Origin of the sequence: Pseudomonas sp. PS01303, from assembly GCF_029959385.1 — a bacterium.
GTDB classification, from domain to species: domain Bacteria; phylum Pseudomonadota; class Gammaproteobacteria; order Pseudomonadales; family Pseudomonadaceae; genus Aquipseudomonas; species Aquipseudomonas rustica.
The window spans coordinates 77935-104030 of record NZ_JASCPK010000004.1 but is presented as its reverse complement, the minus strand read 5'-3'; the positions used below and the strand labels follow the sequence as shown (position 1 = coordinate 104030).

The window sequence follows — 26096 nt, the reverse complement described above, 5'->3', positions numbered from 1 at the left end:
CTTTGAGGAAAATTAGAGCGAAAGTCGTGCCATTCAGTTCATATTTGTTAAAACCGTTTTTATTCAATGGCTTGCGAGCTTTGGGGGAAAATTAGCGCTGGATAATTGACTAAATTGTGACGGCCGCGAGCGGCAAATGTTGGCCGCGACGGGAATCCGCCGCGGCAACAAAGCCGACGTATGGCACTACTGAGCGTTGAAAGCCTGGCCGTTGATGCCGGTGCTGTCCGGGCCCATCAGATACAGATACACCGGCATGATCTCTTCTGGCGTCGGGTTGTTCAGCGGATTTTCCCCCGGATACGCCTGAGCACGCATGCTGGTGCGAGTGGCGCCGGGGTTGATGCTGTTGGAGCGCACCGGCGCCACGGTTTCAACTTCGTCGGCGAGGGTTTGCATCAAACCTTCGGTGGCGAACTTCGACACCCCGTAAGCGCCCCAATAGGCGCGGCCCTTACGGCCGACGCTGCTGGAGGTAAAGACAACAGAAGCATCCTGCGACAGCTTGAGCAGCGGCAACAGGGTGCTGGTCAGCATGAACATGGCGTTGACGTTGATCTGCATGACGCGCATGAAATTTTCGCCAGACAACTGCTCGATCGGCGTGCGCGGCCCGATGATCGAGGCGTTGTGCAGCAGGCCGTCGAGATGGCCGAATTCAGCTTCGATCATCGCCGCCAGTTCATCGTATTGATGGGGCAGGGCGGTTTCGAGGTTGAACGGAATCACCGCCGGCTGCGGATGGCCCGCCGCTTCGATCTCGTCGTAGATCTGCGTCAGATTGGCTTCGGTCTTGCCCAGCAGCAACACGGTCGCGCCGTGAGCGGCGTAGGTTTTCGCCGCAGCCGCGCCAATGCCACGCCCGGCACCGGTGACCAGAATGACCCGATCCTTGAGCAATTCGGGACGAGCGGAGTAATCAAACATAAAAACCTCACAATCCATTAATAGCTAAAAGATCGCAGCCTGCGGCAGCTCCTACAGGGCAGTAAATATCTGTAGGAGCTGCCGCAGGCTGCGATCTTTTGACCTTGATCAGCAGCTGCAGAGCGCGCTATCGAGCACCTTGCGCAACTCCGACGGATGATCCACCACCACGTCCGCTCCCCAATGCCGCGGGTTGTCGTCCGGGTGGATGTAGCCAAACGTCACCGCCGCGGTTTTCGTACCGGCGTCGCGCCCCGATTCGATATCGCGCAGATCATCGCCCACAAACAGAACCGTCGATGGATCCAGATCAAGCATCTTGCACGCGAGGATCAATGGCTCCGGATCCGGCTTGCTGTTTTTCACGTGATCCGGGCAGATCAGTAGCGCCGAACGTTCTGCCAGCCCCAACTGCTGCATGATCGGCTCGGCAAAGCGCAGCGGCTTGTTGGTCACCACGCCCCAGATCAGATTGGCCTTTTCGATGTCGGCGAGCAGTTCGCCCATGCCGTCGAACAGCTTGCTGTGTACGGCGCAACCGACCAGATAGCGCTCAAGGAACTCAAGACGCAATTCCTCGAAGCCCGGCGATTCCGGATCCATCGAGAACGTCACCGCGACCATGGCTTTGGCGCCGCCGGAAATCTCGTCGCGAATGTGCTTGTCGTTGATCGGCGGCAGGCCACGATCGGCGCGCATTGCCTGGCAGATGGCGATGAAGTCCGGCGCCGTGTCGAGCAGGGTGCCGTCCATGTCGAAGAGAACCGCTCTGATGGCCATCGGCTTACTCCTCGCGCAGGGTCTGGATCATGTAGTTGACGTCAACGTCGCTGGCCAGTTTGTAGTGCTTGGTCAGCGGGTTGTAGGTCAGTCCGATGATGTCCTTGACGGTCAGACCGGCCATACGGCTCCAGGCGCCGAGTTCGGACGGGCGAATGAATTTCTTGAAATCGTGAGTGCCGCGCGGCAGCAACTTCATGATGTATTCAGCGCCGATGATGGCGAACAGGTACGCCTTCGGGTTGCGGTTGATGGTCGAGAAGAACACTTGGCCGCCCGGTTTGACCATGCGGAAGCAGGCACGGATCACCGAAGATGGATCCGGTACATGCTCAAGCATTTCAAGGCAGGTGACGACGTCGAACTGCTCAGGCATTTCTTCTGCGAGGTCTTCGGCAGTGATCTGGCGGTATTCGACGTTGACGCCGGATTCCAGCTGATGCAGTTGCGCGACCGCCAGCGGCGCTTCGCCCATGTCGATGCCCATCACGGTGGCGCCACGTTGGGCCATGGCTTCGCTGAGGATGCCGCCGCCGCAACCGACGTCGAGGACTTTCTTGCCGGCCAGATTGACCCGCTCGTCGATCCAGTTGACGCGCAGCGGGTTGATGTCGTGCAGCGGTTTGAATTCGCTTTCACGATCCCACCAGCGATGGGCCAGGGCTTCGAATTTGGCGATTTCGGCGTGGTCGACGTTGCTCATGTTAAATCCTCTAAAACTTGAAAAAGGTTGTAGCCCCGGTGTGTGTTCCGGGGTTTTTACGATTCTTTGTGGCCGCTGATGCGCTGGCCCCAGGCCCGGGCGGTGGCGCCCAGTTGTGCTTCGTCCAGTCGCGTCAGGCGGCGGTCGTCGAGCAGTTGTTTGCCGGCGACCCACAGATGCTTCACGCAGTCGCGGCCGGTCGCGTATATAAGCTGCGACACCGGGTCGTACACCGGTTGCTGGGCCAGGCCGGACAGGTCGAAAGCGACGATGTCGGCGGCTTTGCCGATTTCCAGCGAGCCGACTTGCGCTTCGATGCCCAGCGCACGTGCGCCGTTCAGGGTGGCCATGCGCAGCGCACGATGGGCGTCCAGCGCGGTGGCCGAACCGGCGACGGCTTTCGCCAGCAGCGCAGCGGTGCGGGTTTCTCCGAGCAAATCCAGATCATTGTTGCTCGCCGCGCCATCGGTGCCGACCGCAACGTTCACCCCAGCCTGCCACAAACGCTCGACCGGGCAGAAGCCGCTGGCCAGTTTGAGGTTGGATTCCGGGCAATGGATCACGCTGGTGTTGCTTTCTACCAGCAACGCCAGGTCGTCATCGCTGATCTGGGTCATGTGCACGGCCTGGAAACGCGGGCCGAGCAAGCCTAGGCGGCCGAGGCGAGCGATCGGGCGTTCGCCGAGCTTCTCCAATGACTGCTGAACTTCAAGCGCGGTTTCGTGCACATGCATATGAATCGATGCATCGAGCTCCTCGGCAATCACGCGGATTTTTTCCAGATTCTCGTCGCCGACGGTGTACGGTGCATGAGGGCCGAAGGTGATCTTGATGCGTTCGTGATGCTTCAAGTCGCCGAACAACTCGACGCCCTGACGAATGGCTTCATCGGCACTGCTCGCGCCCGGGATCGGGGAATCAAGGATCGGAATGGCGATCTGTGCACGGATGCCGCTGTTGTGCACGCGCTCGCTGGCGACTTTCGGGAAGAAGTACATGTCCGAGAAGCAAGTGATGCCACCCTTGATCTGCTCGGCGATGGCCAGATCGGTGCCGTCGCGGACGAAATCTTCATCGACCCATTTCGCTTCGGCCGGCCAGATGTGGTTTTCCAGCCAGGTCATCAGCGGCAGATCATCGGCCAGGCCGCGGAACAGCGTCATCGCCGCGTGGCCGTGGGCATTGATCAGGCCGGGGGCGAGCAGTACATCCGGCAATTCGCGGACTTCGCTGGCGTTACACTTCAATGCTTCGGCGCGCGGGCCGATAAACACAATGCGACCGTCGCGGATGCCCAGGCCATGCTCTTTGAGCACAACGCCTGCAGGTTCGACGGGTACCAGCCAGGTCGGCAGCAATAATAAGTCGAGCGCAATGGCAGGTTTCGGCATCGAGGGTCGGTTCCAGTGCTTTTGTAAAGGATGGCGAAGTATACCCGAGCGTCTTCGCGGGGGGATCGCTATAATCGGCGGCTTTTGTTCATGAGTGCGGGGTGTGGGATGCGCGATCGACTGTTGGCTGCGGAGAAAGTGAAGGCCATCGATTGGCGAGACGGCGCGCTGCACCTGCTGGATCAGCGTATTTTGCCGTTTGAAGAAACGTGGATTGCCTACACCACCGCCGCCGGCGTGGCTGAGGCGATTCGCTCGATGGTGGTGCGTGGCGCGCCGGCCATCGGCATCAGTGCGGCCTATGGCATCGTGCTCGCCGCGCGCGCGCGGATCGCTGAGGGTGGCGACTGGTACGCGGCGCTGGAAGAGGATTTTGCCTTGCTGGCTGATTCCCGTCCGACCGCGGTCAACCTGTTCTGGGCGCTCGGCCGTATGCACGATCGCCTTGATCGCCTGAAAGAAAACGCCGATCCGCTGGCGGCGCTGGAGGCCGAGGCGATCGCCATTCATGAAAGCGACCGAGAAGCCAACCTGACCATGGCGCAGCTCGGCGTCGACCTGATCCGCAAGCATCAGGGCAATGCTCAGGCGATTCTGACCCATTGCAACACTGGCGCGCTGGCCACAGGCGGTTTCGGTACCGCGCTGGGTGTGATTCGCGCAGCCTTTATTGAAGGCATGGTCGAGCGCGTTTACGCCGACGAAACCCGTCCGTGGCTGCAGGGTTCGCGCTTGACCGCGTGGGAACTGGCCAACGAAGGCATTCCGGTGACCCTGAATGCCGACTCCGCTGCTGCACACATCATGAAAACCAAAGGTGTGACCTGGGTGATCGTCGGTGCTGACCGCATCACTGCCAATGGCGACGTGGCGAACAAGATCGGCACCTATCAACTGGCGGTCAACGCCATGCACCACGGCGTGCGTTTCATGGTGGTGGCGCCGAGTTCGACCATCGACATGAACCTGGCCAGCGGCGACGACATCCCGATCGAAGAGCGCGATGGCGCCGAGTTGCTGGAAGTCGGCGGTAAGCGCGTCGGTGCCGACGTTGAAGCGTTCAACCCGGTGTTTGACGTGACGCCGGCGGATCTGATCGACGCGATCGTCACCGAGAAAGGCATCGTCGAGCGCCCGGATACCGCGAAAATGGCCCAGTTGATGTGCCGCAAACGCCTGCATTGATTGGCTGTGGCGCATGGAAGACCGCTATCGCGAGCAGGCTCACTCCTACAAGGTCTTGTGTCGAACGCAGAACCTGTAGGAGTGAGCCTGCTCGCGATGAGGCCCTAAATGTCAATAAACATCGCTAAACCAAGCCCCATTTCTGCATTCAAAGAAGCTCTAAGCCTCTCTCGTCCCCGTTAAGCCTGTCACCGGTCAACTAACTATGCTCCATGCGCATCTGGGGGATAGGTGCGTGGCGGCCTTTGTGATAACATCCGGCGTTTTCCGAGGCAGCTTCACGAAGCTGTCTTTACTGCGCAAATCCACGCTCCAATGTTGATTTGTCGTAAGTCGGCGCATGGCACTCGGCCGGCCCCGACGAGCTTCGTTGGTCCCATATGGATATGACGAAGTTTCACCAGAAAAAGGAATCAGGCTTCTCATGGGCGAACTGGCCAAAGAAATCCTCCCGGTCAATATCGAAGACGAGCTGAAGCAGTCCTACCTCGACTACGCGATGAGCGTAATCGTCGGCCGTGCACTGCCGGATGCGCGCGATGGCCTCAAGCCCGTGCACCGTCGCGTACTGTTCGCGATGAGCGAGCTGGGTAACGACTACAACAAGCCGTACAAGAAATCTGCCCGTGTTGTCGGCGACGTGATCGGTAAGTATCACCCGCACGGTGATACCGCGGTGTACGACACCATCGTTCGTATGGCCCAGCCTTTCTCCCTGCGCTACCTGCTGGTAGACGGTCAGGGCAACTTCGGTTCGGTCGACGGCGACAACGCTGCGGCGATGCGATACACCGAAGTGCGCATGACCAAGCTGGCGCACGAGCTGCTGGCTGACCTGCACAAAGAAACCGTGGACTGGGTGCCGAACTACGACGGCACCGAAATGATCCCGGCGGTCATGCCGACCCGTATCCCCAACCTGCTGGTCAACGGCTCCAGCGGTATCGCCGTGGGCATGGCGACCAACATCCCGCCGCACAACCTCGGTGAGGTCATCGACGGTTGCCTGGCGCTCATCGACAACCCTGAGCTGACCGTCGATGAACTGATGCAATACATCCCCGGTCCGGACTTCCCGACTGCCGCGATCATCAACGGTCGCGCCGGTATCATCGAAGCCTACCGCACCGGTCGCGGGCGTATTTACATGCGCGCTCGCTCGATCATTGAAGACATCGACAAAGTCGGTGGCCGTCAGCAGATCGTTATCACCGAACTCCCTTACCAGTTGAACAAGGCGCGTCTGATCGAGAAGATCGCCGAGCTGGTTAAAGAGAAGAAGCTGGAAGGCATCACCGAACTGCGCGACGAGTCCGACAAGGACGGTATGCGCGTCGTGATCGAACTGCGTCGCGGCGAAGTGCCTGAGGTGATCCTCAACAACCTCTACGCCCAGACCCAGCTGCAATCGGTATTCGGCATCAACATCGTTGCGCTGATCGACGGCCGCCCACGCATCCTGAATCTCAAGGATCTGCTGGAAGCCTTCGTCCGTCACCGTCGCGAAGTGGTTACCCGTCGTACCGTGTTCGAACTGCGCAAAGCGCGCGAGCGTGGTCACATCCTCGAAGGTCAGGCCGTTGCCCTGTCGAACATCGACCCGGTTATCGCCCTGATCAAAGCCTCGCCGACCCCGTCGGAAGCTAAAGAAGCGCTGATCAGCACGCCGTGGGAATCCTCGGCCGTGGTCGCGATGGTTGAACGTGCCGGTGCCGATTCGTGCCGTCCGGAAAACCTCGATCCGCAATACGGTCTGCGTGAAGGCAAATACTTCCTGTCGCCAGAACAGGCGCAAGCCATTCTGGAACTGCGTCTGCACCGTCTGACTGGTCTGGAACACGAAAAACTGCTGGCCGAGTATCAAGAGATCCTCAACCAGATCGGCGAGCTGATCCGCATCCTCAACAGCGCTGTGCGCCTGATGGAAGTGATCCGCGAAGAGCTGGAAGTGATTCGTGCCGAATACGGCGACGTGCGCCGCACCGAAATTCTTGATGCCCGTCTCGATCTGACCCTGGGTGACATGATCCCGGAAGAAGAGCGCGTTGTGACCATCTCCCACGGTGGCTATGCCAAGACCCAGCCATTGGCTGCGTACCAGGCTCAGCGTCGTGGCGGCAAAGGCAAATCGGCGACCGGCGTCAAGGATGAGGACTACATCGCTCACCTGCTGGTTGCCAACAGCCACACCACGCTGCTGCTGTTCTCCAGCAAAGGCAAAGTGTACTGGCTCAAGACCTACGAGATTCCGGAAGCGTCCCGCGCTGCCCGTGGTCGTCCGCTGGTCAACCTTCTGCCATTGAGCGAAGGCGAATACATCACCACCATGTTGCCGGTCGATCTCGAAGCCATGAAGCGTCAGGCTGAAGAAGAAGAGGCTGAAGGCGTTGAGGTTGATGTAGAGGAAATCGAAAACAGCAACGAGACCGACGAAGAACGTCGTGCCCGTATCAAGGCTGCTGATCGTAAAAAAGCGCCGTTCATCTTTATGTCGACCGCCAACGGTACGGTCAAGAAGACGCCGCTGGTGGCCTTCAGCCGTCAGCGCAGCGTTGGTCTGATCGCGCTGGAACTGGACGAAGGCGACATCCTGATCTCCGCGGCTGTCACCGACGGCGAGCAGGAAATCATGCTGTTCTCCGACGGCGGCAAAGTTACGCGCTTCAAGGAATCCGAAGTTCGCGCCATGGGCCGTACCGCCCGCGGTGTGCGTGGCATGCGTCTGCCAGAAGGGCAGAAGCTGATCTCCATGCTGATTCCGGAAGAAGGCAGCGAAATTCTCACTGCTTCGGCGCGCGGCTACGGCAAGCGTACGGCGATCACCGAGTTCCCTGAATACAAGCGTGGCGGTCAGGGCGTTATCGCCATGGTCAGCAACGAGCGTAACGGCCGTCTGGTCGGTGCGGTTCAGGTGCAGGACGGTGAAGAGATCATGCTGATCTCCGATCAGGGCACCCTGGTGCGTACCCGTGTCGACGAAGTGTCGAGCCTGGGCCGTAACACCCAAGGTGTGACGCTGATCAAACTGGCCAAGGATGAAACCCTGGTCGGTCTGGAGCGGGTTCAGGAACCTTCGGAAGTCGAAGGCGAAGAGCTTGAAGGGGAAGAGGGCGAGGAATTCGAAGGCACTGTCGTAAACGACGATGCCGGTGAAGACCAGCAACTCGACGCCGCAGCAGACGAAGAACCGCAAGAATAAGCGGACAAGCAAGGGGGCGGATGAGAATTCGCCCCCTTGTTATTTGTCCTGTTTGAAAATTTGCAACACTGTACGGGATCGTTCCCACGCCCTGCGTGGGAATGCCGCTCGGGACGCTCCGCGTCCCATGACGCAGAGCGTCATTGGATGCATCCCCACGCAGAGCGTGGGAACGATCATCCGCAGACCAAAAGATTTAAGTGACCACCAAATCAGAGCGAGATTGGATGTGAGCAAGCGAGCCTATAACTTCTGCGCCGGTCCTGCGGCGCTTCCTGAAGCTGTCCTGCAGCGCGCCCAGGGTGAACTCCTTGATTGGCACGGCAAGGGTCTGTCGGTCATGGAAATGAGCCATCGCAGCGATGAGTTCGTGTCCATTGCCACCCAGGCCGAGCAGGATCTGCGTGACCTGCTGAATATCCCGTCGAACTACAAAGTGCTGTTTCTGCAAGGTGGCGCCAGCCAGCAATTCGCGCAGATTCCACTGAACCTGTTGCCTGAAGGCGGTTCTGCCGACTATATCGACACCGGTATCTGGTCGCAGAAAGCCATCGAAGAAGCCTCGCGCTACGGCCACGTCAACGTCGCCGCCACCGCCAAGCCTTACGACTATTTCGCCATCCCGGGCCAGAACGAGTGGAACCTGTCGAAAGACGCCGCTTACGTTCACTACGCGCCGAACGAAACCATCGGCGGTCTGGAATTCCAGTGGATCCCGGAAGTCGGTGACGTGCCGCTGGTGGCTGACATGTCTTCCGACATTCTGTCGCGCCCGGTCGATATCTCGCGTTTCGGCATGATCTACGCCGGCGCGCAGAAAAACATCGGCCCGAGCGGCATCGTCGTCAACATCATCCGCGAAGACCTGCTCGGCAAGGCGCGCGCACTGTGCCCGACCATGCTCGACTACAAAGTCGCGGCGGATAACGGCTCGATGTACAACACCCCGCCGACCCTGGCCTGGTACCTGTCCGGTCTGGTGTTCCAGTGGCTGAAAGAGCAGGGCGGCGTTGACGCGATCGCCAAACTCAACGACGTCAAACAGCGCACGCTGTACGACTTCATCGACGCCAGCGGCCTCTACAGCAACCCGATCAACAAATCGGATCGCTCGTGGATGAACGTGCCATTCCGTCTGGCCGATGATCGTCTGGACAAGCCGTTCCTGGTTGGTGCCGAAGCGCGCGGTCTGCTTAACCTGAAGGGGCACCGCTCTGTGGGCGGTATGCGCGCCTCCATCTATAACGCCGTCGACATCACCGCGGTCAACGCGCTGGTGGCGTACATGGCTGAATTCGAGAAGGAACACGGCTGATGTCCGAGCAAGAACTCAAGGCACTGCGCGTTCGCATTGACGCTCTGGACACCAAAGTCATGGAGCTGATCAGTGAGCGTGCGCGTTGCGCCCAGGAAGTCGCGCGAGTAAAGATGGCCTCGCTGGCCGAAGGCGAAGTGCCGGTGTTCTATCGTCCTGAGCGTGAAGCTCAGGTGCTCAAGCGGGTGATGGAGCGCAATCAGGGGCCGCTGGGCAACGAAGAAATGGCGCGGTTGTTCCGCGAAATCATGTCGTCGTGCCTGGCGCTCGAGCAGCCGCTGAAAGTGGCTTACCTCGGCCCTGAAGGCACCTTCACCCAAGCGGCAGCCATGAAACACTTCGGCCACGCCGTCATCAGCAAGCCGATGGCAGCTATCGACGAAGTGTTCCGTGAAGTCGCCGCCGGTGCGGTGAATTTTGGCGTGGTGCCGGTGGAAAACTCCACCGAAGGCGCGGTTAATCACACGCTGGACAGCTTTCTCGAACACGACATGGTCATCTGTGGCGAAGTCGAACTGCGCATTCACCATCACCTGTTGGTCGGTGAAAACACCAAGACCGACAGCATCAGCCGCATCTATTCCCACGCGCAGTCGCTGGCGCAGTGCCGCAAGTGGCTGGACGCGCACTACCCGAATGTCGAGCGCGTCGCGGTGTCGAGCAACGCTGAAGCCGCCAAGCGGGTTAAAGGTGAGTGGAATTCGGCGGCGATTGCCGGTGACATGGCGGCCGGTCTGTATGGCCTGACCCGTCTGGCCGAGAAGATCGAAGACCGTCCGGACAACTCGACGCGCTTCCTGATGATTGGTAACCAGGAAGTGCCGCCGACCGGCGACGACAAGACTTCGATCATCGTGTCGATGAGCAACAAGCCCGGCGCGCTCCACGAGCTGCTGGTGCCGTTCCACGACAACGGGATCGACCTGACCCGCATCGAAACCCGTCCATCGCGCAGCGGTAAATGGACCTACGTGTTCTTCATCGACTTCGTCGGCCACCACCGCGATCCGTTGATCAAAGGTGTGCTGGAAAAGATCAGTCAGGAAGCAGTAGCACTCAAAGTGCTGGGTTCCTACCCGAAAGCAGTTCTCTAAGGGGCGGTAGCAAATGAGTGGCAACTTCCTCGCTCTGGCACAGCCGGGCGTGCAACAACTTTCGCCGTACGTTCCGGGCAAGCCTGTGGACGAACTGGCGCGCGAGCTGGATCTGGATCCGGCGAAAATCGTCAAACTGGCGAGCAACGAAAACCCGCTGGGCGCCAGTCCGAAAGCCTTGGCGGCGATCCGCGAAGAGCTGGCCGAGCTGACCCGTTATCCGGATGGCAACGGTTTCGCGCTGAAATCCCTGCTGGCCGAGCAATGCCGTGTCGAGCTGAACCAGGTCACCTTGGGCAACGGTTCCAACGACATTCTTGAGCTGGTCGCGCGCGCCTATCTGGCGCCGGGCCTTAATGCAGTGTTCAGTGAGCACGCGTTTGCGGTGTACCCGATCGCCACTCAAGCGGTCGGCGCTCAGGCCAAAGTGGTGCCGGCGAAGGACTGGGGGCATGACCTGCCTGCAATGCTCGCGGCCATCGACGCCAACACTCGCGTGGTTTTCATTGCTAACCCGAACAACCCGACCGGCACCTGGTTCGGCGCTGAAGCGCTGGACGAGTTCCTGCAGGATGTTCCGGAGCATGTGCTGGTGGTGCTGGACGAGGCTTACATCGAATACGCCGAAGGCAGCGATCTGCCGGACGGTCTGGATTTCCTCGCCGCGTACCCGAATCTGCTGGTGTCGCGCACCTTCTCCAAGGCTTATGGTCTGGCGGCATTGCGCGTTGGTTACGGTCTGTCGACCCCGGTTGTCGCCGATGTGCTCAACCGTGTTCGCCAGCCGTTCAACGTCAACAGCCTCGCCTTGGCAGCAGCCTGCGCAGCGCTGAAAGACGAAGAATATCTGGCGCAAAGCCGTCAGCTCAACGAATCGGGCATGCAGCAGCTGCAAGCCGGTTTCCGTGAGCTGGGCCTGAACTGGATCGAATCCAAGGGCAATTTCATCTGCGTCGATCTCGCACAAGTTGCAGCCCCGGTATTCCAGGATTTGCTGCGCGAAGGTGTGATCGTGCGTCCGGTGGCCAACTACGGCATGCCGAATCACCTGCGGGTGACCATCGGTCTGCCAGCGGAAAACAGCCGCTTCCTCGAAGCGCTGCGCAAGGTTCTGGCTCGTGGGTGATGTCACTGCAATGCAATCTGCTGCACCTATGATCGGTCGCCTTGTGGTGGTCGGTCTGGGGTTGATCGGTGGTTCGTTTGCCAAAGGCTTGCGTGAAAGCGGCGTATGCCGTGAAGTGGTCGGGGTCGATCTCGATCCGCAATCGCGCAAGCTCGCGGTTGAGTTGGGTGTGGTCGATCGTTGTGAAGATGACTTGGCGGCTGCATGCCAAGGCGCTGACGTGATTCAACTGGCGGTGCCGATTCTGGCCATGGAAAAAGTGCTCGCGCGTCTGGCGAGCATGGATCTCGGGCAGGCGATTCTGACTGATGTCGGCAGCGCCAAAGGCAATGTGGTGCGCGCGGCAACCGAAGCGTTTGGCGCGATGCCGCCGCGTTTCGTGCCGGGCCATCCGATCGCCGGTTCCGAGCAGAGCGGGGTGGAAGCCTCCAATGCCGAACTGTTCCGTCGTCACAAAGTGATTCTCACGCCGCTCGAGCAAACCGATCCGGCCGCATTGGCTGTGGTTGATCGTCTGTGGCGCGAATTGGGTGCCGACGTCGAGCACATGCAGGTCGAGCGTCACGATGAAGTGCTGGCCGCGACCAGTCATCTGCCACACCTGTTGGCCTTCGGTCTGGTCGATTCGTTGGCCAAGCGCAATGAAAACCTTGAGATCTTCCGTTACGCTGCCGGTGGTTTTCGCGATTTCACAAGAATCGCCGGAAGCGACCCGGTGATGTGGCACGACATCTTCCTCGCTAACCGCGAGGCTGTTCTGCGCACACTCGATACATTTCGCAGCGACCTCGACGCCTTGCGCGACGCGGTCGATGCAGGGGATGGGCACCAATTGTTGGGCGTCTTCACGCGCGCCCGGGTTGCCCGCGAGCATTTCAGTAAAATCCTGGCCCGCAGGGCCTATGTGGACGCTATGAATTCCAACGATCTGATCTTCCTGGCTCAACCTGGTGGCCGCCTGTCCGGTCGGATTCGCGTACCGGGCGACAAATCCATTTCCCACCGTTCGATCATGCTCGGTTCGCTGGCCGAAGGCGTCACCGAAGTCGAAGGCTTCCTTGAGGGCGAAGACGCTCTGGCGACCTTGCAGGCGTTCCGCGACATGGGCGTGGTCATCGAAGGCCCGCACCACGGCCGCGTGACCATTCACGGTGTCGGCCTGCACGGTCTGAAACCGGCGCCGGGCCCGATCTATCTGGGCAACTCCGGTACTTCGATGCGTCTGCTCTCCGGCCTGTTGGCTGCGCAGAACTTCGACAGTACTTTGACTGGCGATGCCTCGCTGTCCAAGCGTCCGATGAATCGCGTGGCCAATCCACTGCGTGAAATGGGCGCCGTGATTGAAACTGCTGCTGAAGGTCGTCCACCGATGACTATTCGTGGCGGTCACAAGCTCAAAGGCTTGACCTACACCATGCCGATGGCCAGTGCTCAGGTGAAATCCTGCCTGCTGCTCGCCGGTCTGTACGCTGAAGGCAAAACCACTGTGACCGAGCCCGCTCCGACTCGCGACCACACCGAGCGCATGCTGCGCGGCTTTGGCTACCCGGTCAGCGTTGAAGGCGCTACGGCTTCGGTTGAATCCGGCGGCAAACTGACGGCGACACACATTGAAGTCCCGGGCGACATCTCGTCGTCGGCGTTCTTCCTTGTGGCGGCCTCGATTGCTGAAGGTTCGGAGCTGGTGCTTGAGCACGTCGGCATCAACCCGACCCGTACTGGCGTTATCGACATCCTGCGTCTGATGGGCGCGGACATCACTCTGGAGAACCAGCGTGAAGTTGGCGGTGAGCCTGTCGCTGACCTGCGCGTGCGGGCAGCTAAACTCAAAGGCATCGAGATTCCGGAAGCGCTGGTTCCACTGGCGATCGACGAATTCCCGGTGCTGTTCGTCGCTGCGGCCTGTGCCGAAGGGCGCACCGTACTGACCGGCGCTGAAGAGTTGCGGGTCAAGGAATCGGATCGCATTCAGGTCATGGCGGACGGTTTGCTGGCGCTGGGCGTCAAGTGCGAACCGACTCCGGACGGCATCATCATCGACGGCGGCCAGATCGGCGGCGGCGAAGTGCATGGTCACGGCGATCACCGTATTGCCATGGCTTTCAGTGTGGCCTCGCTGCGCGCCACTGCACCGATCCGCATCCATGATTGCGCCAACGTCGCGACATCGTTCCCGAACTTCCTCGCATTGTGCGGGCAGGTCGGTATTCGTGTGGCACAAGAGGCTCAGTCGTGAACAACATTGCACCGGTCATCACCATTGATGGGCCAAGCGGCTCGGGCAAAGGCACTGTAGCCGGGATTCTGGCCAAGCGTCTGGGCTGGAACCTGCTGGATTCCGGTGCGCTGTACCGTTTGCTGGCATTTGCTGCGCACAACCATGGTGTTGATCTGACCAATGAAGAGCTGCTGAAGAAACTCGCCGCTCATCTGGATGTTCAGTTTATTGCGGCGACCGACGGTCAGTTGCAGCGCATCATTCTGGAAGGTGATGAAGTCAGCGATGTCATCCGCACTGAAAGCGTCGGTTCTGGTGCTTCTCAAGTGGCTGCATTGCCGGCCGTACGCGAGGCGCTGCTGCAGCGCCAGCGGGCTTTCCAGGAAGCGCCGGGCCTTGTCGCGGATGGTCGCGACATGGGCACTGTGGTTTTTCCAGGCGCACCGCTGAAGATTTTCCTGACCGCCAGTGCCGAGGAGAGAGCGCGCCGTCGATATTTGCAGTTGAAGGGCAAAGTCGAGGGTGTTAGTCTGTCGAGTCTGCTAGATGAGATCCGTGCGCGCGACGAGCGTGACACCCAGCGAGCGGTAGCCCCGCTTAAGCCGGCGGCTGACGCCATACAGCTGGATTCCACGGAGTTGTCCATCGATCAGGTGCTTGAACGCATCATGAGCGAGATCGCCATTCGCGATATCGCCGGGTGACCAAGAAGGCCACAGGGGACCAGTCATAGTCCTGCGGCGCTTCTTCTATATGAAACTAACCCACACCGTCTGGGGTGTGGAGATGGGCGTATCCTTCGCCCTCATTTACAGGAATTAAAATGAGCGAAAGCTTTGCGGAACTCTTTGAAGAAAGCCTAAAAACCCTGAACCTTCAGGCAGGCTCCATCATCACCGGTGTTATCGTTGATATCGATTACCAAGCTCGCTGGGTAACCGTTCACGCTGGCCTGAAGTCTGAAGCACTCATCCCGCTTGAGCAGTTCTACAACGACGCTGGCGATCTGACTATCAATGTCGGTGACGAAGTTCACGTTGCTCTGGACTCGGTTGAAGACGGTTTCGGTGAAACCAAGCTGTCCCGTGAAAAAGCCAAGCGCGCTGAGTGCTGGATCGTTCTGGAAGCAGCCTTCGCAGCTGAGGAAGTGGTCAAGGGCGTTATCAACGGTAAGGTTAAAGGCGGCTTCACTGTCGACGTTAACGGCATCCGTGCGTTCCTGCCAGGTTCCCTGGTTGACGTCCGTCCAGTGCGCGACACCACGCACCTGGAAGGCAAAGAGCTGGAATTCAAGGTCATCAAGCTGGACCAGAAGCGCAACAACGTTGTCGTTTCCCGTCGCAGCGTCCTGGAAGCCGAGAACTCCGCCGAGCGTGAAGCTCTGCTGGAATCCTTGCAGGAAGGCCAGCAAGTCAAAGGTATCGTCAAAAACCTCACCGATTACGGCGCATTCGTCGATCTGGGTGGCGTGGACGGCCTGCTGCACATCACCGACATGGCCTGGAAGCGCATCAAGCATCCTTCCGAGATCGTCAACGTTGGTGACGAAATCGACGTTAAGGTTCTGAAATACGATCGCGAACGCAACCGTGTTTCCCTGGGCCTGAAGCAACTGGGCGAAGATCCATGGGTTGCTATCAAAGCCCGTTACCCAGAAAGCACTCGCGTTACCGCTCGTGTAACCAACCTGACCGACTACGGCTGCTTCGCTGAGCTGGAAGAAGGCGTTGAAGGTCTGGTACACGTTTCGGAAATGGACTGGACCAACAAGAACATCCACCCTTCGAAAGTCGTACAAGTCGGCGACGAAGTGGAAGTTATGGTTCTGGACATCGACGAAGAGCGTCGTCGTATCTCCCTGGGCATCAAGCAGTGCAAATCTAACCCATGGGAAGATTTCTCTGGCCAGTTCAACAAGGGCGATAAAATCTCCGGCACCATCAAGTCGATCACCGATTTCGGTATCTTCATTGGTCTGGATGGCGGCATCGACGGTCTGGTTCACCTGTCCGACATCTCCTGGAACGAAGTTGGCGAAGAAGCTGTTCGTCGTTTCAAGAAGGGCGACGAGCTGGACACCGTTATCCTGTCGGTTGACCCAGAGCGCGAGCGCATCTCCCTGGGTATCAAGCAACTGGAAAGCGATCCGTTCTCCGAGTACGTTCAAGAGAACGACAAAGGCGCGATCGTTAAAGGCACTGTGAAAGAAGTTGACGCCAAAGGCGCCATCATCGTTCTGGCCGACGATATCGAAGCGACTCTGAAAGCCTCCGAAATCAGCCGTGACCGCGTTGAAGACGCGCGCAACGTTCTGAAAGAAGGCCAGGAAGTAGAAGCCAAGATCATCAGCGTTGATCGCAAGAGCCGCGTAATCCAGCTCTCCATCAAGTCGAAAGACGATGCTGAAGAGAAAGAAGCTATCCAAAGCCTGAAGGCTGAAGAAGCTCCTACTGGCGACACCACCATGGCGGCACTGCTGCGCCAGGCAATGGCCAAACAGAACTAAGTTCTGCTTGATCATTAAAAAGGGCGACTTCGGTCGCCCTTTTTTGTGCCTGCGATTTGGTGGAGAGGCACCTCTCGCGTGAAACCAATCTTGTTACTCAATTGTCTGTTTCTTTATTCGGATCAATCGTCTATTCGCGACTAGGCTTAGGCTGAAGATCGCAGTAGTCGGGCAGATTGCCTGGCATAAGGAAGTGAATGAACAAGTTTATCGTGTTGGTCGGTGTGCTGATGTTGGCGGGCTGCGCCACGAGCGCCAAGACGCATGTGGTGCGCGGCGTCAGCGGCATCGAGGTCGATTGCTCGGGATTGGGTTCGAGTTGGGAGAAGTGTCAAAAGCGCGCCACAAAAGAATGCAAAGGCGCAGGCTACAAGGTCATTACCAGATCCGATGATGCCAAGGATGATGATCAGTATCCTTTTGGCTTCAATCCTGCGGGCTACCTGACGCGCACGATGTTGGTGATGTGTCGAAAGGGTGGCCGTTTATAGAGCTTGTGCCCTGAAAACGGGCGTTTCAATGCGCAGGAAGATATGTCAATCCTTGGGCTGTTCAAAATCTTCCGGGCGTGCTAAAACCTTTCAAGCGCTGATCTAGCTGCTTGAAAAAGAAGGGAAAAATATGACGAAGTCGGAGTTGATCGAACGAATTGTCACCCATCAAGGGCTGCTCTCATCCAAGGATGTAGAACTGGCCATCAAGACCATGCTTGAACAAATGTCTCAATGTCTGGCCACCGGTGATCGAATCGAGATCCGCGGTTTTGGCAGCTTCTCCTTGCACTACCGCGCGCCGCGCGTTGGTCGCAATCCTAAAACCGGCCAGTCTGTGAGTCTGGACGGAAAATTCGTTCCGCATTTCAAGCCAGGCAAGGAATTGCGTGATCGGGTGAATGAGGAAGAGGAGGAGGGGGTTTGATCTTCGCGAAAGAAGTCCGAGGAGGCGCTAATGCGTAATCTCAAGCGCATGTTGCTTGGTGTGTTTATTCTGATGCTGGCGCTGATTATCCTGGCATTCATTCTTGAAAACCAACAATCGGTAGCGCTGTTGTTTTTTGGGTGGTCTGGGCCTCAACTTCCAGTATCGCTCGTTGTGGTTGTAGCGCTTCTTGCGGGAATGTTAATTGGCCCGGTACTCGGTTGGTTTTTGGGGCGCTCGTCCAGGTCAGCGCGCAAACGTCTCGTGTAAGAAGCATTCCGTGAGAGGCGCTCAGTGTTTTGCATCGCTGTTTGTCTATATCCATTAGTAAATCGTTCATTAAGCTGTAAAATGCAGCCCTTGTTCGGTAGTGGCAAATTCCCACATCGTTTCAGATAGGCTCTGCCAGAGGCCTGATGTTCGGTGGTTTTTTTGCATTCATGGATTGGACGGTGCTCGTTGGTGACACTGTCAGCAACTCAAGGGTATGGTTTCGCGTGAAAATTCTAGTTACCGGCGGCGCCGGTTTTATCGGCTCGGCAGTCATCCGTCACATCATCTCCAATACTCTCGACTCGGTCGTTAACGTCGACAAATTGACTTATGCCGGTAATCTTGAGTCCTTGGCTGACGTGAGTCAGAGCTCGCGTTATGCATTTGAACGCGTTGATATCTGCGACCGTGAACAAATCGATCGCGTGCTGCGTGAGCACCAACCGGATGCGATCATGCATTTGGCTGCCGAATCTCACGTTGACCGTTCTATTAGTGGTCCGTCCGAGTTCATCCAGACCAATATTATAGGCACTTACACCGTGCTGGAGGCTTCGCGCCACTACTGGGCGGCCATGGATGATGCACGCAAGGCCAACTTCCGCTTCCACCATATTTCCACTGACGAAGTTTATGGTGATCTCGAAGGCCCGGAAGATCTCTTCACTGAAACCACTCCATATCAACCAAGCTCGCCGTACTCGGCGAGTAAGGCGAGTTCCGACCACTTGGTTCGTGCTTGGGCGCGCACTTACGGTCTGCCGACATTGGTCACCAACTGCTCGAATAACTATGGCCCTTGCCACTTCCCTGAGAAATTGATTCCACTGATCATTCTCAATGCACTGGAAGGCAAGCCGTTGCCGGTTTACGGGAAGGGCGATCAGATTCGCGATTGGTTGTATGTCGAAGATCACGCACGTGCTTTGTATAAAGTCGTTACCGAGGGTGTCCTGGGTGAGACTTACAACATCGGCGGTCATAACGAAAAGCAAAACATCGAAGTGGTGCACACGCTTTGTGCACTGCTGGATGAGCTGCGTCCTGATTCCGCTAACCGCCCGCATGCAAGCTTGATTACTTACGTTCAGGATCGCCCGGGTCACGACCTGCGTTACGCGATCGACGCGAGCAAGATTGAGCGTGAACTTGGCTGGACGCCGGAAGAAACTTTCGAAACCGGTATTCGCAAGACAGTTGAGTGGTATCTGACCAACACTGAGTGGGTTGAGCACGTAAAGAGCGGCAGCTATCAGCAGTGGATCGACCAGAATTACGCCGATCGTTCGAATAAGGCATGAAAATCCTTCTTCTGGGAAAAAGCGGTCAAGTGGGCTGGGAGCTGCAACGCTCGCTTGCACCGCTAGGCGACCTGGTCGCACTGGATCGCCATTCGGCCAATGGCTTGAGTGGAGATTTGTCGGATCTGGAAGCATTGCGTGCGACTATTCGCCGGGTCAAGCCTGACTTCATAGTCAATGCAGCGGCTTATACAGCGGTCGATAAAGCTGAGGCCGAAACCGAGCTGGCTGACCGTGTCAACGGCCAGGCCAGTCAAGTGATGGCCGAAGAGGCTTCGGCACTGGGGGCGTGGCTGATCCACTACTCCACTGACTACGTTTTTGATGGTAAAGGGCTGGCACCATGGTTGGAAACAGCTGCAGTTTCTCCTGTGAATCACTACGGTGCGAGCAAGCTGGCGGGCGAGCGGGCGATCATTGCTTCGAAATGTAAGTACCTGATTTTCCGAACGAGTTGGGTCTATGGTTCACGGGGCAATAATTTTGCCAAGACGATGTTGCGCCTAGCCAAAGATCGCGAGACCCTCAGCGTAATCGCCGATCAGATTGGTGCTCCGACCGGGGCGGATCTGATTGCGGATGTGACCGCATTGGCTATTCGGCAGGTTCAGCACCAGCCCGAGTTGGCTGGCGTGTACCACTTGGCGGCGGCAGGCGAAGTGTCTTGGCACGGGTATGCTACGCATGTCATTGATTTCGCCAAGGCGAACGGTGAGGAACTGGCTGTTACGGTTATAAACCCAATCGATACCTCCGCCTACCCGACGCCAGCACGCCGCCCGCTGAACTCACGGTTGGACACTCAGAAGCTGCGTAATAATTTTTCTCTACACTTGCCGGATTGGCAGAGTGGTGTAACCCGAATGCTTAGGGAAGTTCTGAACAAATGACCACGACAAATCGTAAAGGCATCATTCTCGCTGGTGGATCGGGCACTCGCCTTCATCCGCTGACTCTAGGTGTGTCTAAGCAGATGTTGCCTATTTACGACAAACCTATGATCTTCTATCCACTTTCGGTGTTGATGCTTGCAGGGATGCGCGAAGTTTTGATCATTTCAACTCCTGAAGACTTGCCTAGTTTTCGCAAGCTTCTCGGTGATGGTGATCAGTACGGTATAAAGCTATCGTACGCTGTACAACCTAGCCCAGACGGACTTGCGCAAGCTTTCATTCTTGGAGAGGAGTTCATAGGAAATGACCCTTGTTGCCTCATTCTTGGAGACAACATTTTCTATGGTCAGCATTTTTCAGATAATTTGCGCTCGGCTAGCGCGCAAGAGCAAGGTGCCACGGTTTTCGGCTATCACGTTTCTGATCCAGAACGTTTTGGTGTTGTTGAGTTTGACTCGGCCGGTCGAGCCTTGAGCATCGAAGAGAAACCGCTCATTCCAAAGTCTAACTACGCTGTGACCGGCCTATACTTCTATGACAACAGCGTTGTCGAGATCGCCAAGAGTATCAAGCCTTCATCGCGAGGTGAGCTTGAGATTACTGACGTGAATCGTGCTTACCTCGACCAGAAAACACTCCATGTTGAAATGCTCGGCCGTGGTTTTGCATGGCTGGATACTGGCACCCACGATTCACTACTTGAAGCAAGCCACTTTGTGCATACCATTGAGCAAAGACAAGGGCTGAAAATCGCTTGCCTAGAAGAAATTGCTTATAACAATGGATGGATTAATGCAGAACAATTGGCAGCTCAGGCGGAATCAATGAAAAAAACGGGTTATGGACAATATCTGAAACGACTGTTGGATTCCAACGCGCACTGATATTGATGTTTATTTTCGCTCCTAAGTAGGCAATTTGCAGGATTAAAATGTCGGTTAGATCCCGAAAAGTCGCAGTCTTGTTAGCTGCCTACAATGGAATGGAATGGATAGAGGCGCAGCTGACCTCTATCCTCCATCAGTCGCTCGTGGATGTTACCGTTTACATAAGTGTTGATCCGTCCTCTGATGGAACGGAGTCATGGTGTGCACACTACGCGAAAATGCATCCTGAGATAGTCGTTCTTCCAGAGCATGGAAAATTTGGAAGTGCTTCACGGAATTTTTTCCGGTTAATTCGTGATGTGGATTTCGATACTTACGACTTCCTTGCGTTTGCTGATCAAGATGATTTATGGCACATCGATAAACTGTCGCGGGCAATTGAAGCCATTTGCGAGAAAAAAGTAGATGCTTACTCCAGTAATGTAACAGCGTTCTGGTCAGATGGTAGAACTCATCTACTGGATAAAGCACAACCCCAGGTTGCGTGGGACTACTTGTTCGAAGCGGCTGGCCCTGGTTGTACATACGTCATGACGAATGAACTTGCCACCTCCATGAAACATGCGGTTTGCCAGAACTGGATCAAGATACAAGATGTCAGCCTGCATGACTGGTATTGTTATGCCTTTGCTCGTAGCAATGGCTTTACCTGGTACATTGATCCAAGGCCGTCTATGGACTACCGGCAACACGCACGTAATCAGGTAGGTGCAAATAAGGGGTGGAAACCCTTACTGGCACGCTACAGTATGATTAATGACGGTTGGTGGTTCGGTCAAATCAAAATTTTATCACAACTTTTTGGGCGTGCTGCCTCACCAATAACTCATGATTGTTTGCGCTTGGGATGTCCGCAGTTAATACGTCTATCTTTTAAAGCGTGGCAATGTCGTCGCAGGAAACGCGATAAAATTTTATTTTTTATAATCTGTTGGGTCGGTGCATTTTCAGTGAGTAAGTTGAAATGACTGCATCGAGAGTATTGGTGACTGGAGCAAGAGGGCTGGTCGGCGAGGCATTAGTTTTTCGATTGATGGTGGACCAGAAGCATATACCCGTCGCAGCGGTCCGGGGTGTGACAAGATTAAGTGGCCTCTGCTCAGTATTGCCGCTGGAATTGACAGCTCCTGCAGATCTGCCTGATTTTACTCATATAGATGTAGTGGTGCATGCGGCGGCCCGCGTGCATGTGATGCGTGAAAACGTGACCGACGTCATGGAAGCATTTCGCAAGGTAAATGTAGAGGGAACCGTTCGTCTTGCACTCACTGCTGCAGCTGCAGGAGTGAAACGTTTCATTTTTATCAGTTCTATAAAAGTCAACGGTGAAAGCACATTGGCGGGCAAAGCTTTCCAGGCGGATGATTTACCTTACCCCGAAGATGCGTATGCCATTTCCAAATATGAGGCGGAGCAGAGGTTAAGACAAATAGGACAGGAAACGGGCATGGAGATTGTAATTATCAGGCCTCCGCTAGTCTACGGTCCCGGCGTAAAAGCTAATTTCCTGACGATGTTGAAATTCGTTGGGAAAAATATTCCTTTGCCGTTAGGAATGATAAAAAATAGAAAGAGTTTTGTTTCGATCTATAATCTTACTGATTTTATTGTGACGTGCATTGATCACCCAGGTGCAGCTAACAATACTTTCCTTGTCAGCGACGATTGCGATGTTTCAACAACAAAATTAATGCGGCTTTTGGCGTCCGCGATGAAGAAAAAGTCTCGGCTGGTGCCAGTCCCTAGTGTATTGCTCAAGACAGTCGGCATGCTGCTCTGCAAACGCGCGGTAGTGCATCGTGTTTGTGACTCATTACAAGTTGATATTAATAAGAATCGAATATTGTTAGGTTGGAGTCCACCGGTAAATATTGAGGTGGCGATACAGCGTACTGTGCACTTTTATCAGGAAAAAAGATAAAATGATGCTTTCTTTATTGCTGGCTGTATTGCTGGGGTCATGGGTATTAACATTTTTGATGATGCGCTATGCATTAGCCAAAAAAATGATCGATGTACCCAATGAGCGCAGTTCTCACACGACTCCGACCCCGAGGGGCGGAGGCGTTGCTATTGTAGTTGCCTTCAACTTGGCTCTACCGTGTCTTTCTCTACTGAATGTTTTAAGTCTGAACGCACTTTATGGGTTGTGGGGTGCGGGTATTGCGGTGGCGGTAATAGGATTCGCTGATGATCACGGACATATCCCTGCTCGCTGGCGCTTGCTAGGGCATTTTTCCGCCGCCTCTTGGGCGTTATATTGGATGAACGGGTTCGCACCACTGACTATCTATGATGCTCCAGTTGATCTAGGAGTGATGGGGACATTGTTAGGAATGTTTTATCTGGTGTGGTTACTTAATCTTTATAACTTCATGGATGGTATTGACGGACTGGCAAGCATTGAAGCCATTACTACTTGTTTAGGGTTGGCGCTTGTTTATTGGTGTAGCGGTTATTCAGATCAAATTTGGTTGGCTCTTCTGTTGGCGGCATCCGTTCTGGGTTTTTTATATTGGAACTTTTCTCCGGCGCGCATCTTTATGGGTGATGCAGGCAGTGGTTTTCTGGGTGTTTCATTAGCAGTCATTATTTTGTACGGTGCTTGGTTGTCTCCAGAATTATTTTGGAGTGGCCTTATATTGCTTGGTGCGTTCATCGTTGATGCAACATGGACGCTCATCGTCCGACTTGTAAACGGCGAAAAAGTACACGTTGCTCACAGTAATCACGCTTATCAGCACGCTGCGCGATACTTCGCCAGCCATAAACTCGTGACTCTTGGTGTTATCAGTATAAATATTGTATGGCTCCTGCCTTTGTCTCTGATGGTTGGATTGAAGATGCTGAGTGGGATAGTAGGTTTAATGATTGCGTATATCCCTATATGTATCTTGGTTTGGAAATTTAAAGGTGGGAGGCCGGCCTGATGGGAAGTAATACTAATCGAAAACTTGATGGTGCATGGCGCCAAATTATGGATAACACTCTAATTAAATTTTTGCTGACAGGTGGGCTCGCGACCTTGCTTCAGTATTTCATACTGTGGTGTGGAGTCGAATTTTTAGGACTGCTTGCTGCTACGGCATCCGGAATAGGGTACATGGCCGGCTCCATCGTTAGTTACTTTGTTAACTATTACTACACGTTTAACAGCACTCAGTCTCATACGGGAGCAGCGGCCAGATTTTACATCATGGTGTGTTTTGGCTGGCTTATGAATACTGTGATTGTCGGCTTGCTGGCTGATTTTATGAACTGGAATAAATGGATTGCACAAGGAATCGCTACGGCGATCGTTTTGATTTGGAACTTTTGTTCCTCTCGCTACTGGGTTTTTAAATCGGTGTGACATGAAAAAATTAATATCTGTTGTGGTGCCCGCTTATAACGAAGAAGAAGTAATCGAGCTTTTTCATAGTCGCATGAGTGAAGTCTTTGAACAGTTGTCAAACTATAATTGTGAGATGATTTTTGTTAATGACGGAAGCACTGATAAAACACAATTTTTAATGAATCAGTTGGCGAATCGAGATGATCGTGTCAGTACGGTCAATTTATCAAGAAATTTTGGTAAAGAAGCCGCTATGAGCGCCGGTCTGGATGTGGCGAAAGGAGACGCAGTCGCTATATTTGACGCGGACTTGCAAGACCAGCCAGAGTTGTTGCTAGCGTTTGTTGATAAGTGGGAAGAAGGTTTTGACGTAGCTTATGCCAAACGCACTCATTGCGACGGTGAATCTTGGTTAAAAAAATTTACGGCTTCAATTTTCTATAAGTTAATGCTGAAGATATCCAGGGTGAATATTCCGCAGGATACAGGTGATTGCCGCCTCATGAGCCGGCGTGTAGTTGATGCCTTGATCTCACTGAGGGAGCATCACCGCTTCATGAAAGGCCTGTTTGCTTGGGTGGGCTTTCCTTCGGTAGCGGTAGAGTATCGCAGAGATTCGCGAGCAGCCGGTGTTACCAAGTTTAACTATTGGAAATTGTGGAATTTTGCATTGGAAGGCATCACATCCTTCACAATTGCACCATTGAAAATAGCGAGCTATCTCGGTTTTATCGTCGCTTTGACCGCTTTTCTATTCGGTATTTTTATTATCTTGAAGACGTTATTCCTGGGCGATGTGGTCCGAGGGTACCCAACATTGATGGTGACAGTGCTATTTATAGGTGGTATCCAATTGTTTTTTATTGGCGTCCTTGGCGAGTATATCGGTAGGGTGTTTGGTGAAACCAAAGCAAGACCGCTGTACCTCATAGCAGAGCATAAGATTTCCCGTATTGCTTCAACGGCGAACGAGGTTGGCGATGAAAAATGATACGCTCGGGGAACTGTTTAAGAACAAAACTAACAATTTGAATTTAATGAGGTTGATTGCTGCTCTTGCCGTAATTTATGGTCATGCCTCAGCGGTTACTGGCAAAGGCCCTGCCGATATATTTTTACAATGGGTGGGTTATAAGTTTATCGGAGGCGTCGCCGTTGATGTCTTTTTTGTAATCAGTGGCTATTTGATCACCCAAAGTGCGTTGAGTAAAAATGGATTAATTTATTACTGTGCTTCAAGGATTCTTCGAATTTACCCTGGCTTGATAATGTGCGTGTTTTTCACAGTTTTCATTTTAGGTTTGAGTCTGACGAAAGCTCCCGATTATTTGCATTCCCAACAGGTGTGGGAATATTTTTTTGTGAATATCAGTGCTTTTAATACTGCATATTTTTTGCCGGGGGTGTTTGAAAATCTACATGACAAAGCCATAAACGGTTCTTTATGGTCTCTCGTGGTAGAAGTTCGACTGTACATTATCGTACTGGCGCTGGCGGTTTTGGGTGTTCTGAAAAAACGTTCAGTTTTCAATTTTCTGTTCTTTTTTAGTATTATCGCTGGTTACTTAAATCCCGAGTTCTGGAAGTTTCTGTTCCTCTATGAAAATCACCAGCATGTTGCCTTGATGTTTCTGATAGGTAGTTTTTGCCTTATCAATAAAGACGTCATTTATATCGGCCCGGGCGTTTTGCTGCTGCTGATGTTCTTCGCGGCGTCACAACACGGTACCCCCTCTTTCGGTGTTGCTTACACAATACTAATACCTTATTTGGTATTCTATTTGGCTTTTGCGCCAGGCTTTGGATGGTTTAACAAGTTTGGAGACTACTCTTATGGTGTTTACCTATACGGTTGGATATGCCAGCAACTTGTGGTCATGTGGTTACCTGAATCTACCAATTTTTCGTTGACCATACTAAGCAGTTTGCTGGCGTTCTCCTTTGCTTTTGCGTCTTGGCACCTGGTGGAAAAACCTTCGATCAACTGCCGTAAGTACTTTAAACCATCCTTTTCTAAACCTGCCTTGACTACTGAAGTTTAGAATC

24 protein-coding genes are annotated in these 26096 nt (G+C 54.9%); 20 read left to right on the top strand and 4 right to left on the bottom strand.

What is annotated here, in order from left to right:
• Positions 1-186: 186 nt before the first annotated feature.
• From QMX93_RS03445 to QMX93_RS03430, 4 genes are all read right to left on the bottom strand, one after another.
• Entirely contained in the window at positions 187-927 is a 741-nt protein-coding gene (locus QMX93_RS03445) for a YciK family oxidoreductase (RefSeq protein WP_282352698.1), read from the bottom strand.
• Between the two features lie 108 nt (positions 928-1035).
• Positions 1036-1707 (bottom strand): N-acetylmuramic acid 6-phosphate phosphatase MupP, encoded by a 672-nt coding sequence (gene mupP, locus QMX93_RS03440; RefSeq protein WP_038364376.1) that lies wholly within the window; start codon positions 1705-1707, stop codon positions 1036-1038.
• A gap of 4 nt (positions 1708-1711) precedes the next feature.
• The gene (ubiG, locus tag QMX93_RS03435; protein ID WP_282352694.1) at positions 1712-2410 is read right to left on the bottom strand and encodes a bifunctional 2-polyprenyl-6-hydroxyphenol methylase/3-demethylubiquinol 3-O-methyltransferase UbiG; all 699 of its coding nucleotides are present in this window, start codon (positions 2408-2410) and stop codon (positions 1712-1714) included.
• A gap of 56 nt (positions 2411-2466) precedes the next feature.
• A complete protein-coding gene (locus tag QMX93_RS03430) occupies positions 2467-3801 on the bottom strand; it encodes a TRZ/ATZ family hydrolase (protein WP_282352692.1) in 1335 nt (444 codons plus the stop codon).
• A gap of 108 nt (positions 3802-3909) precedes the next feature.
• On the opposite strand from QMX93_RS03430, the gene mtnA reads away from it, so the two are divergent.
• The 20 genes from mtnA to QMX93_RS03330 all read left to right on the top strand — a co-directional run bounded on the left by mtnA (position 3910) and on the right by QMX93_RS03330 (position 26092).
• On the top strand, positions 3910-4986 hold the full coding sequence (mtnA, locus tag QMX93_RS03425; protein ID WP_282352690.1) for an S-methyl-5-thioribose-1-phosphate isomerase: 1077 nt from the start codon (positions 3910-3912) through the stop codon (positions 4984-4986).
• 424 nt (positions 4987-5410) lie between these two features.
• On the top strand, positions 5411-8185 hold the full coding sequence (gene gyrA, locus QMX93_RS03420; RefSeq protein ID WP_053122466.1) for a DNA gyrase subunit A: 2775 nt from the start codon (positions 5411-5413) through the stop codon (positions 8183-8185).
• A 229-nt stretch (positions 8186-8414) separates the two neighbouring features.
• Entirely contained in the window at positions 8415-9500 is a 1086-nt protein-coding gene (gene serC / locus QMX93_RS03415; RefSeq protein WP_053122464.1) for a 3-phosphoserine/phosphohydroxythreonine transaminase, read from the top strand.
• Complete coding sequence (gene pheA / locus QMX93_RS03410) at positions 9500-10594, top strand: prephenate dehydratase (RefSeq protein ID WP_007908404.1); 1095 nt, start codon at positions 9500-9502, stop codon at positions 10592-10594. The genes serC and pheA overlap by 1 nt, the downstream gene beginning before the upstream one ends.
• A gap of 13 nt (positions 10595-10607) precedes the next feature.
• Positions 10608-11720, top strand: coding sequence for a histidinol-phosphate transaminase (hisC, locus tag QMX93_RS03405; RefSeq protein ID WP_282352686.1), 1113 nt, complete (start codon positions 10608-10610; stop codon positions 11718-11720).
• Between the two features lie 28 nt (positions 11721-11748).
• Positions 11749-13956, top strand: coding sequence for a bifunctional prephenate dehydrogenase/3-phosphoshikimate 1-carboxyvinyltransferase (locus QMX93_RS03400; protein WP_246541539.1), 2208 nt, complete (start codon positions 11749-11751; stop codon positions 13954-13956).
• Complete coding sequence (gene cmk, locus QMX93_RS03395; protein WP_053122460.1) at positions 13953-14642, top strand: (d)CMP kinase; 690 nt, start codon at positions 13953-13955, stop codon at positions 14640-14642. Before QMX93_RS03400 ends, cmk begins: the two co-directional genes overlap by 4 nt.
• Positions 14643-14761: 119 nt before the next feature.
• Positions 14762-16444: a 30S ribosomal protein S1 gene (gene rpsA / locus QMX93_RS03390; protein WP_053122458.1), complete on the top strand. Its 1683-nt coding sequence runs from the start codon at positions 14762-14764 to the stop codon at positions 16442-16444.
• A gap of 197 nt (positions 16445-16641) precedes the next feature.
• The gene (locus QMX93_RS03385) at positions 16642-16935 is read left to right on the top strand and encodes a hypothetical protein (RefSeq protein ID WP_282352676.1); all 294 of its coding nucleotides are present in this window, start codon (positions 16642-16644) and stop codon (positions 16933-16935) included.
• Between the two features lie 130 nt (positions 16936-17065).
• Positions 17066-17362, top strand: coding sequence for an integration host factor subunit beta (gene ihfB / locus QMX93_RS03380; RefSeq protein ID WP_003189779.1), 297 nt, complete (start codon positions 17066-17068; stop codon positions 17360-17362).
• Positions 17363-17392: 30 nt separating this feature from the next.
• Positions 17393-17632, top strand: a complete 240-nt coding sequence (locus tag QMX93_RS03375; RefSeq protein WP_212543749.1) for a lipopolysaccharide assembly protein LapA domain-containing protein — start codon at positions 17393-17395, stop codon at positions 17630-17632.
• Between the two features lie 227 nt (positions 17633-17859).
• A complete protein-coding gene (rfbB, locus tag QMX93_RS03370; RefSeq protein ID WP_282352671.1) occupies positions 17860-18936 on the top strand; it encodes a dTDP-glucose 4,6-dehydratase in 1077 nt (358 codons plus the stop codon).
• Complete coding sequence (gene rfbD / locus QMX93_RS03365; protein WP_212543747.1) at positions 18933-19826, top strand: dTDP-4-dehydrorhamnose reductase; 894 nt, start codon at positions 18933-18935, stop codon at positions 19824-19826. The genes rfbB and rfbD overlap by 4 nt, the downstream gene beginning before the upstream one ends.
• Entirely contained in the window at positions 19823-20713 is an 891-nt protein-coding gene (gene rfbA, locus QMX93_RS03360; protein ID WP_282352669.1) for a glucose-1-phosphate thymidylyltransferase RfbA, read from the top strand. Before rfbD ends, rfbA begins: the two co-directional genes overlap by 4 nt.
• Positions 20714-20760: 47 nt before the next feature.
• Entirely contained in the window at positions 20761-21684 is a 924-nt protein-coding gene (locus QMX93_RS03355) for a glycosyltransferase (protein ID WP_212543745.1), read from the top strand.
• Positions 21681-22637: an NAD-dependent epimerase/dehydratase family protein gene (locus tag QMX93_RS03350; protein ID WP_212543744.1), complete on the top strand. Its 957-nt coding sequence runs from the start codon at positions 21681-21683 to the stop codon at positions 22635-22637. Before QMX93_RS03355 ends, QMX93_RS03350 begins: the two co-directional genes overlap by 4 nt.
• Before the next feature lies 1 nt (position 22638).
• Positions 22639-23646 (top strand): glycosyltransferase family 4 protein, encoded by a 1008-nt coding sequence (locus QMX93_RS03345; protein ID WP_212543743.1) that lies wholly within the window; start codon positions 22639-22641, stop codon positions 23644-23646.
• Positions 23646-24068, top strand: a complete 423-nt coding sequence (locus tag QMX93_RS03340; RefSeq protein WP_282352662.1) for a GtrA family protein — start codon at positions 23646-23648, stop codon at positions 24066-24068. The genes QMX93_RS03345 and QMX93_RS03340 overlap by 1 nt, the downstream gene beginning before the upstream one ends.
• Position 24069: 1 nt before the next feature.
• A complete protein-coding gene (locus QMX93_RS03335) occupies positions 24070-25041 on the top strand; it encodes a glycosyltransferase family 2 protein (protein WP_282352660.1) in 972 nt (323 codons plus the stop codon).
• Positions 25031-26092 (top strand): acyltransferase, encoded by a 1062-nt coding sequence (locus QMX93_RS03330; RefSeq protein WP_212543740.1) that lies wholly within the window; start codon positions 25031-25033, stop codon positions 26090-26092. Before QMX93_RS03335 ends, QMX93_RS03330 begins: the two co-directional genes overlap by 11 nt.
• The last annotated feature ends 4 nt before the right edge of the window (positions 26093-26096 follow it).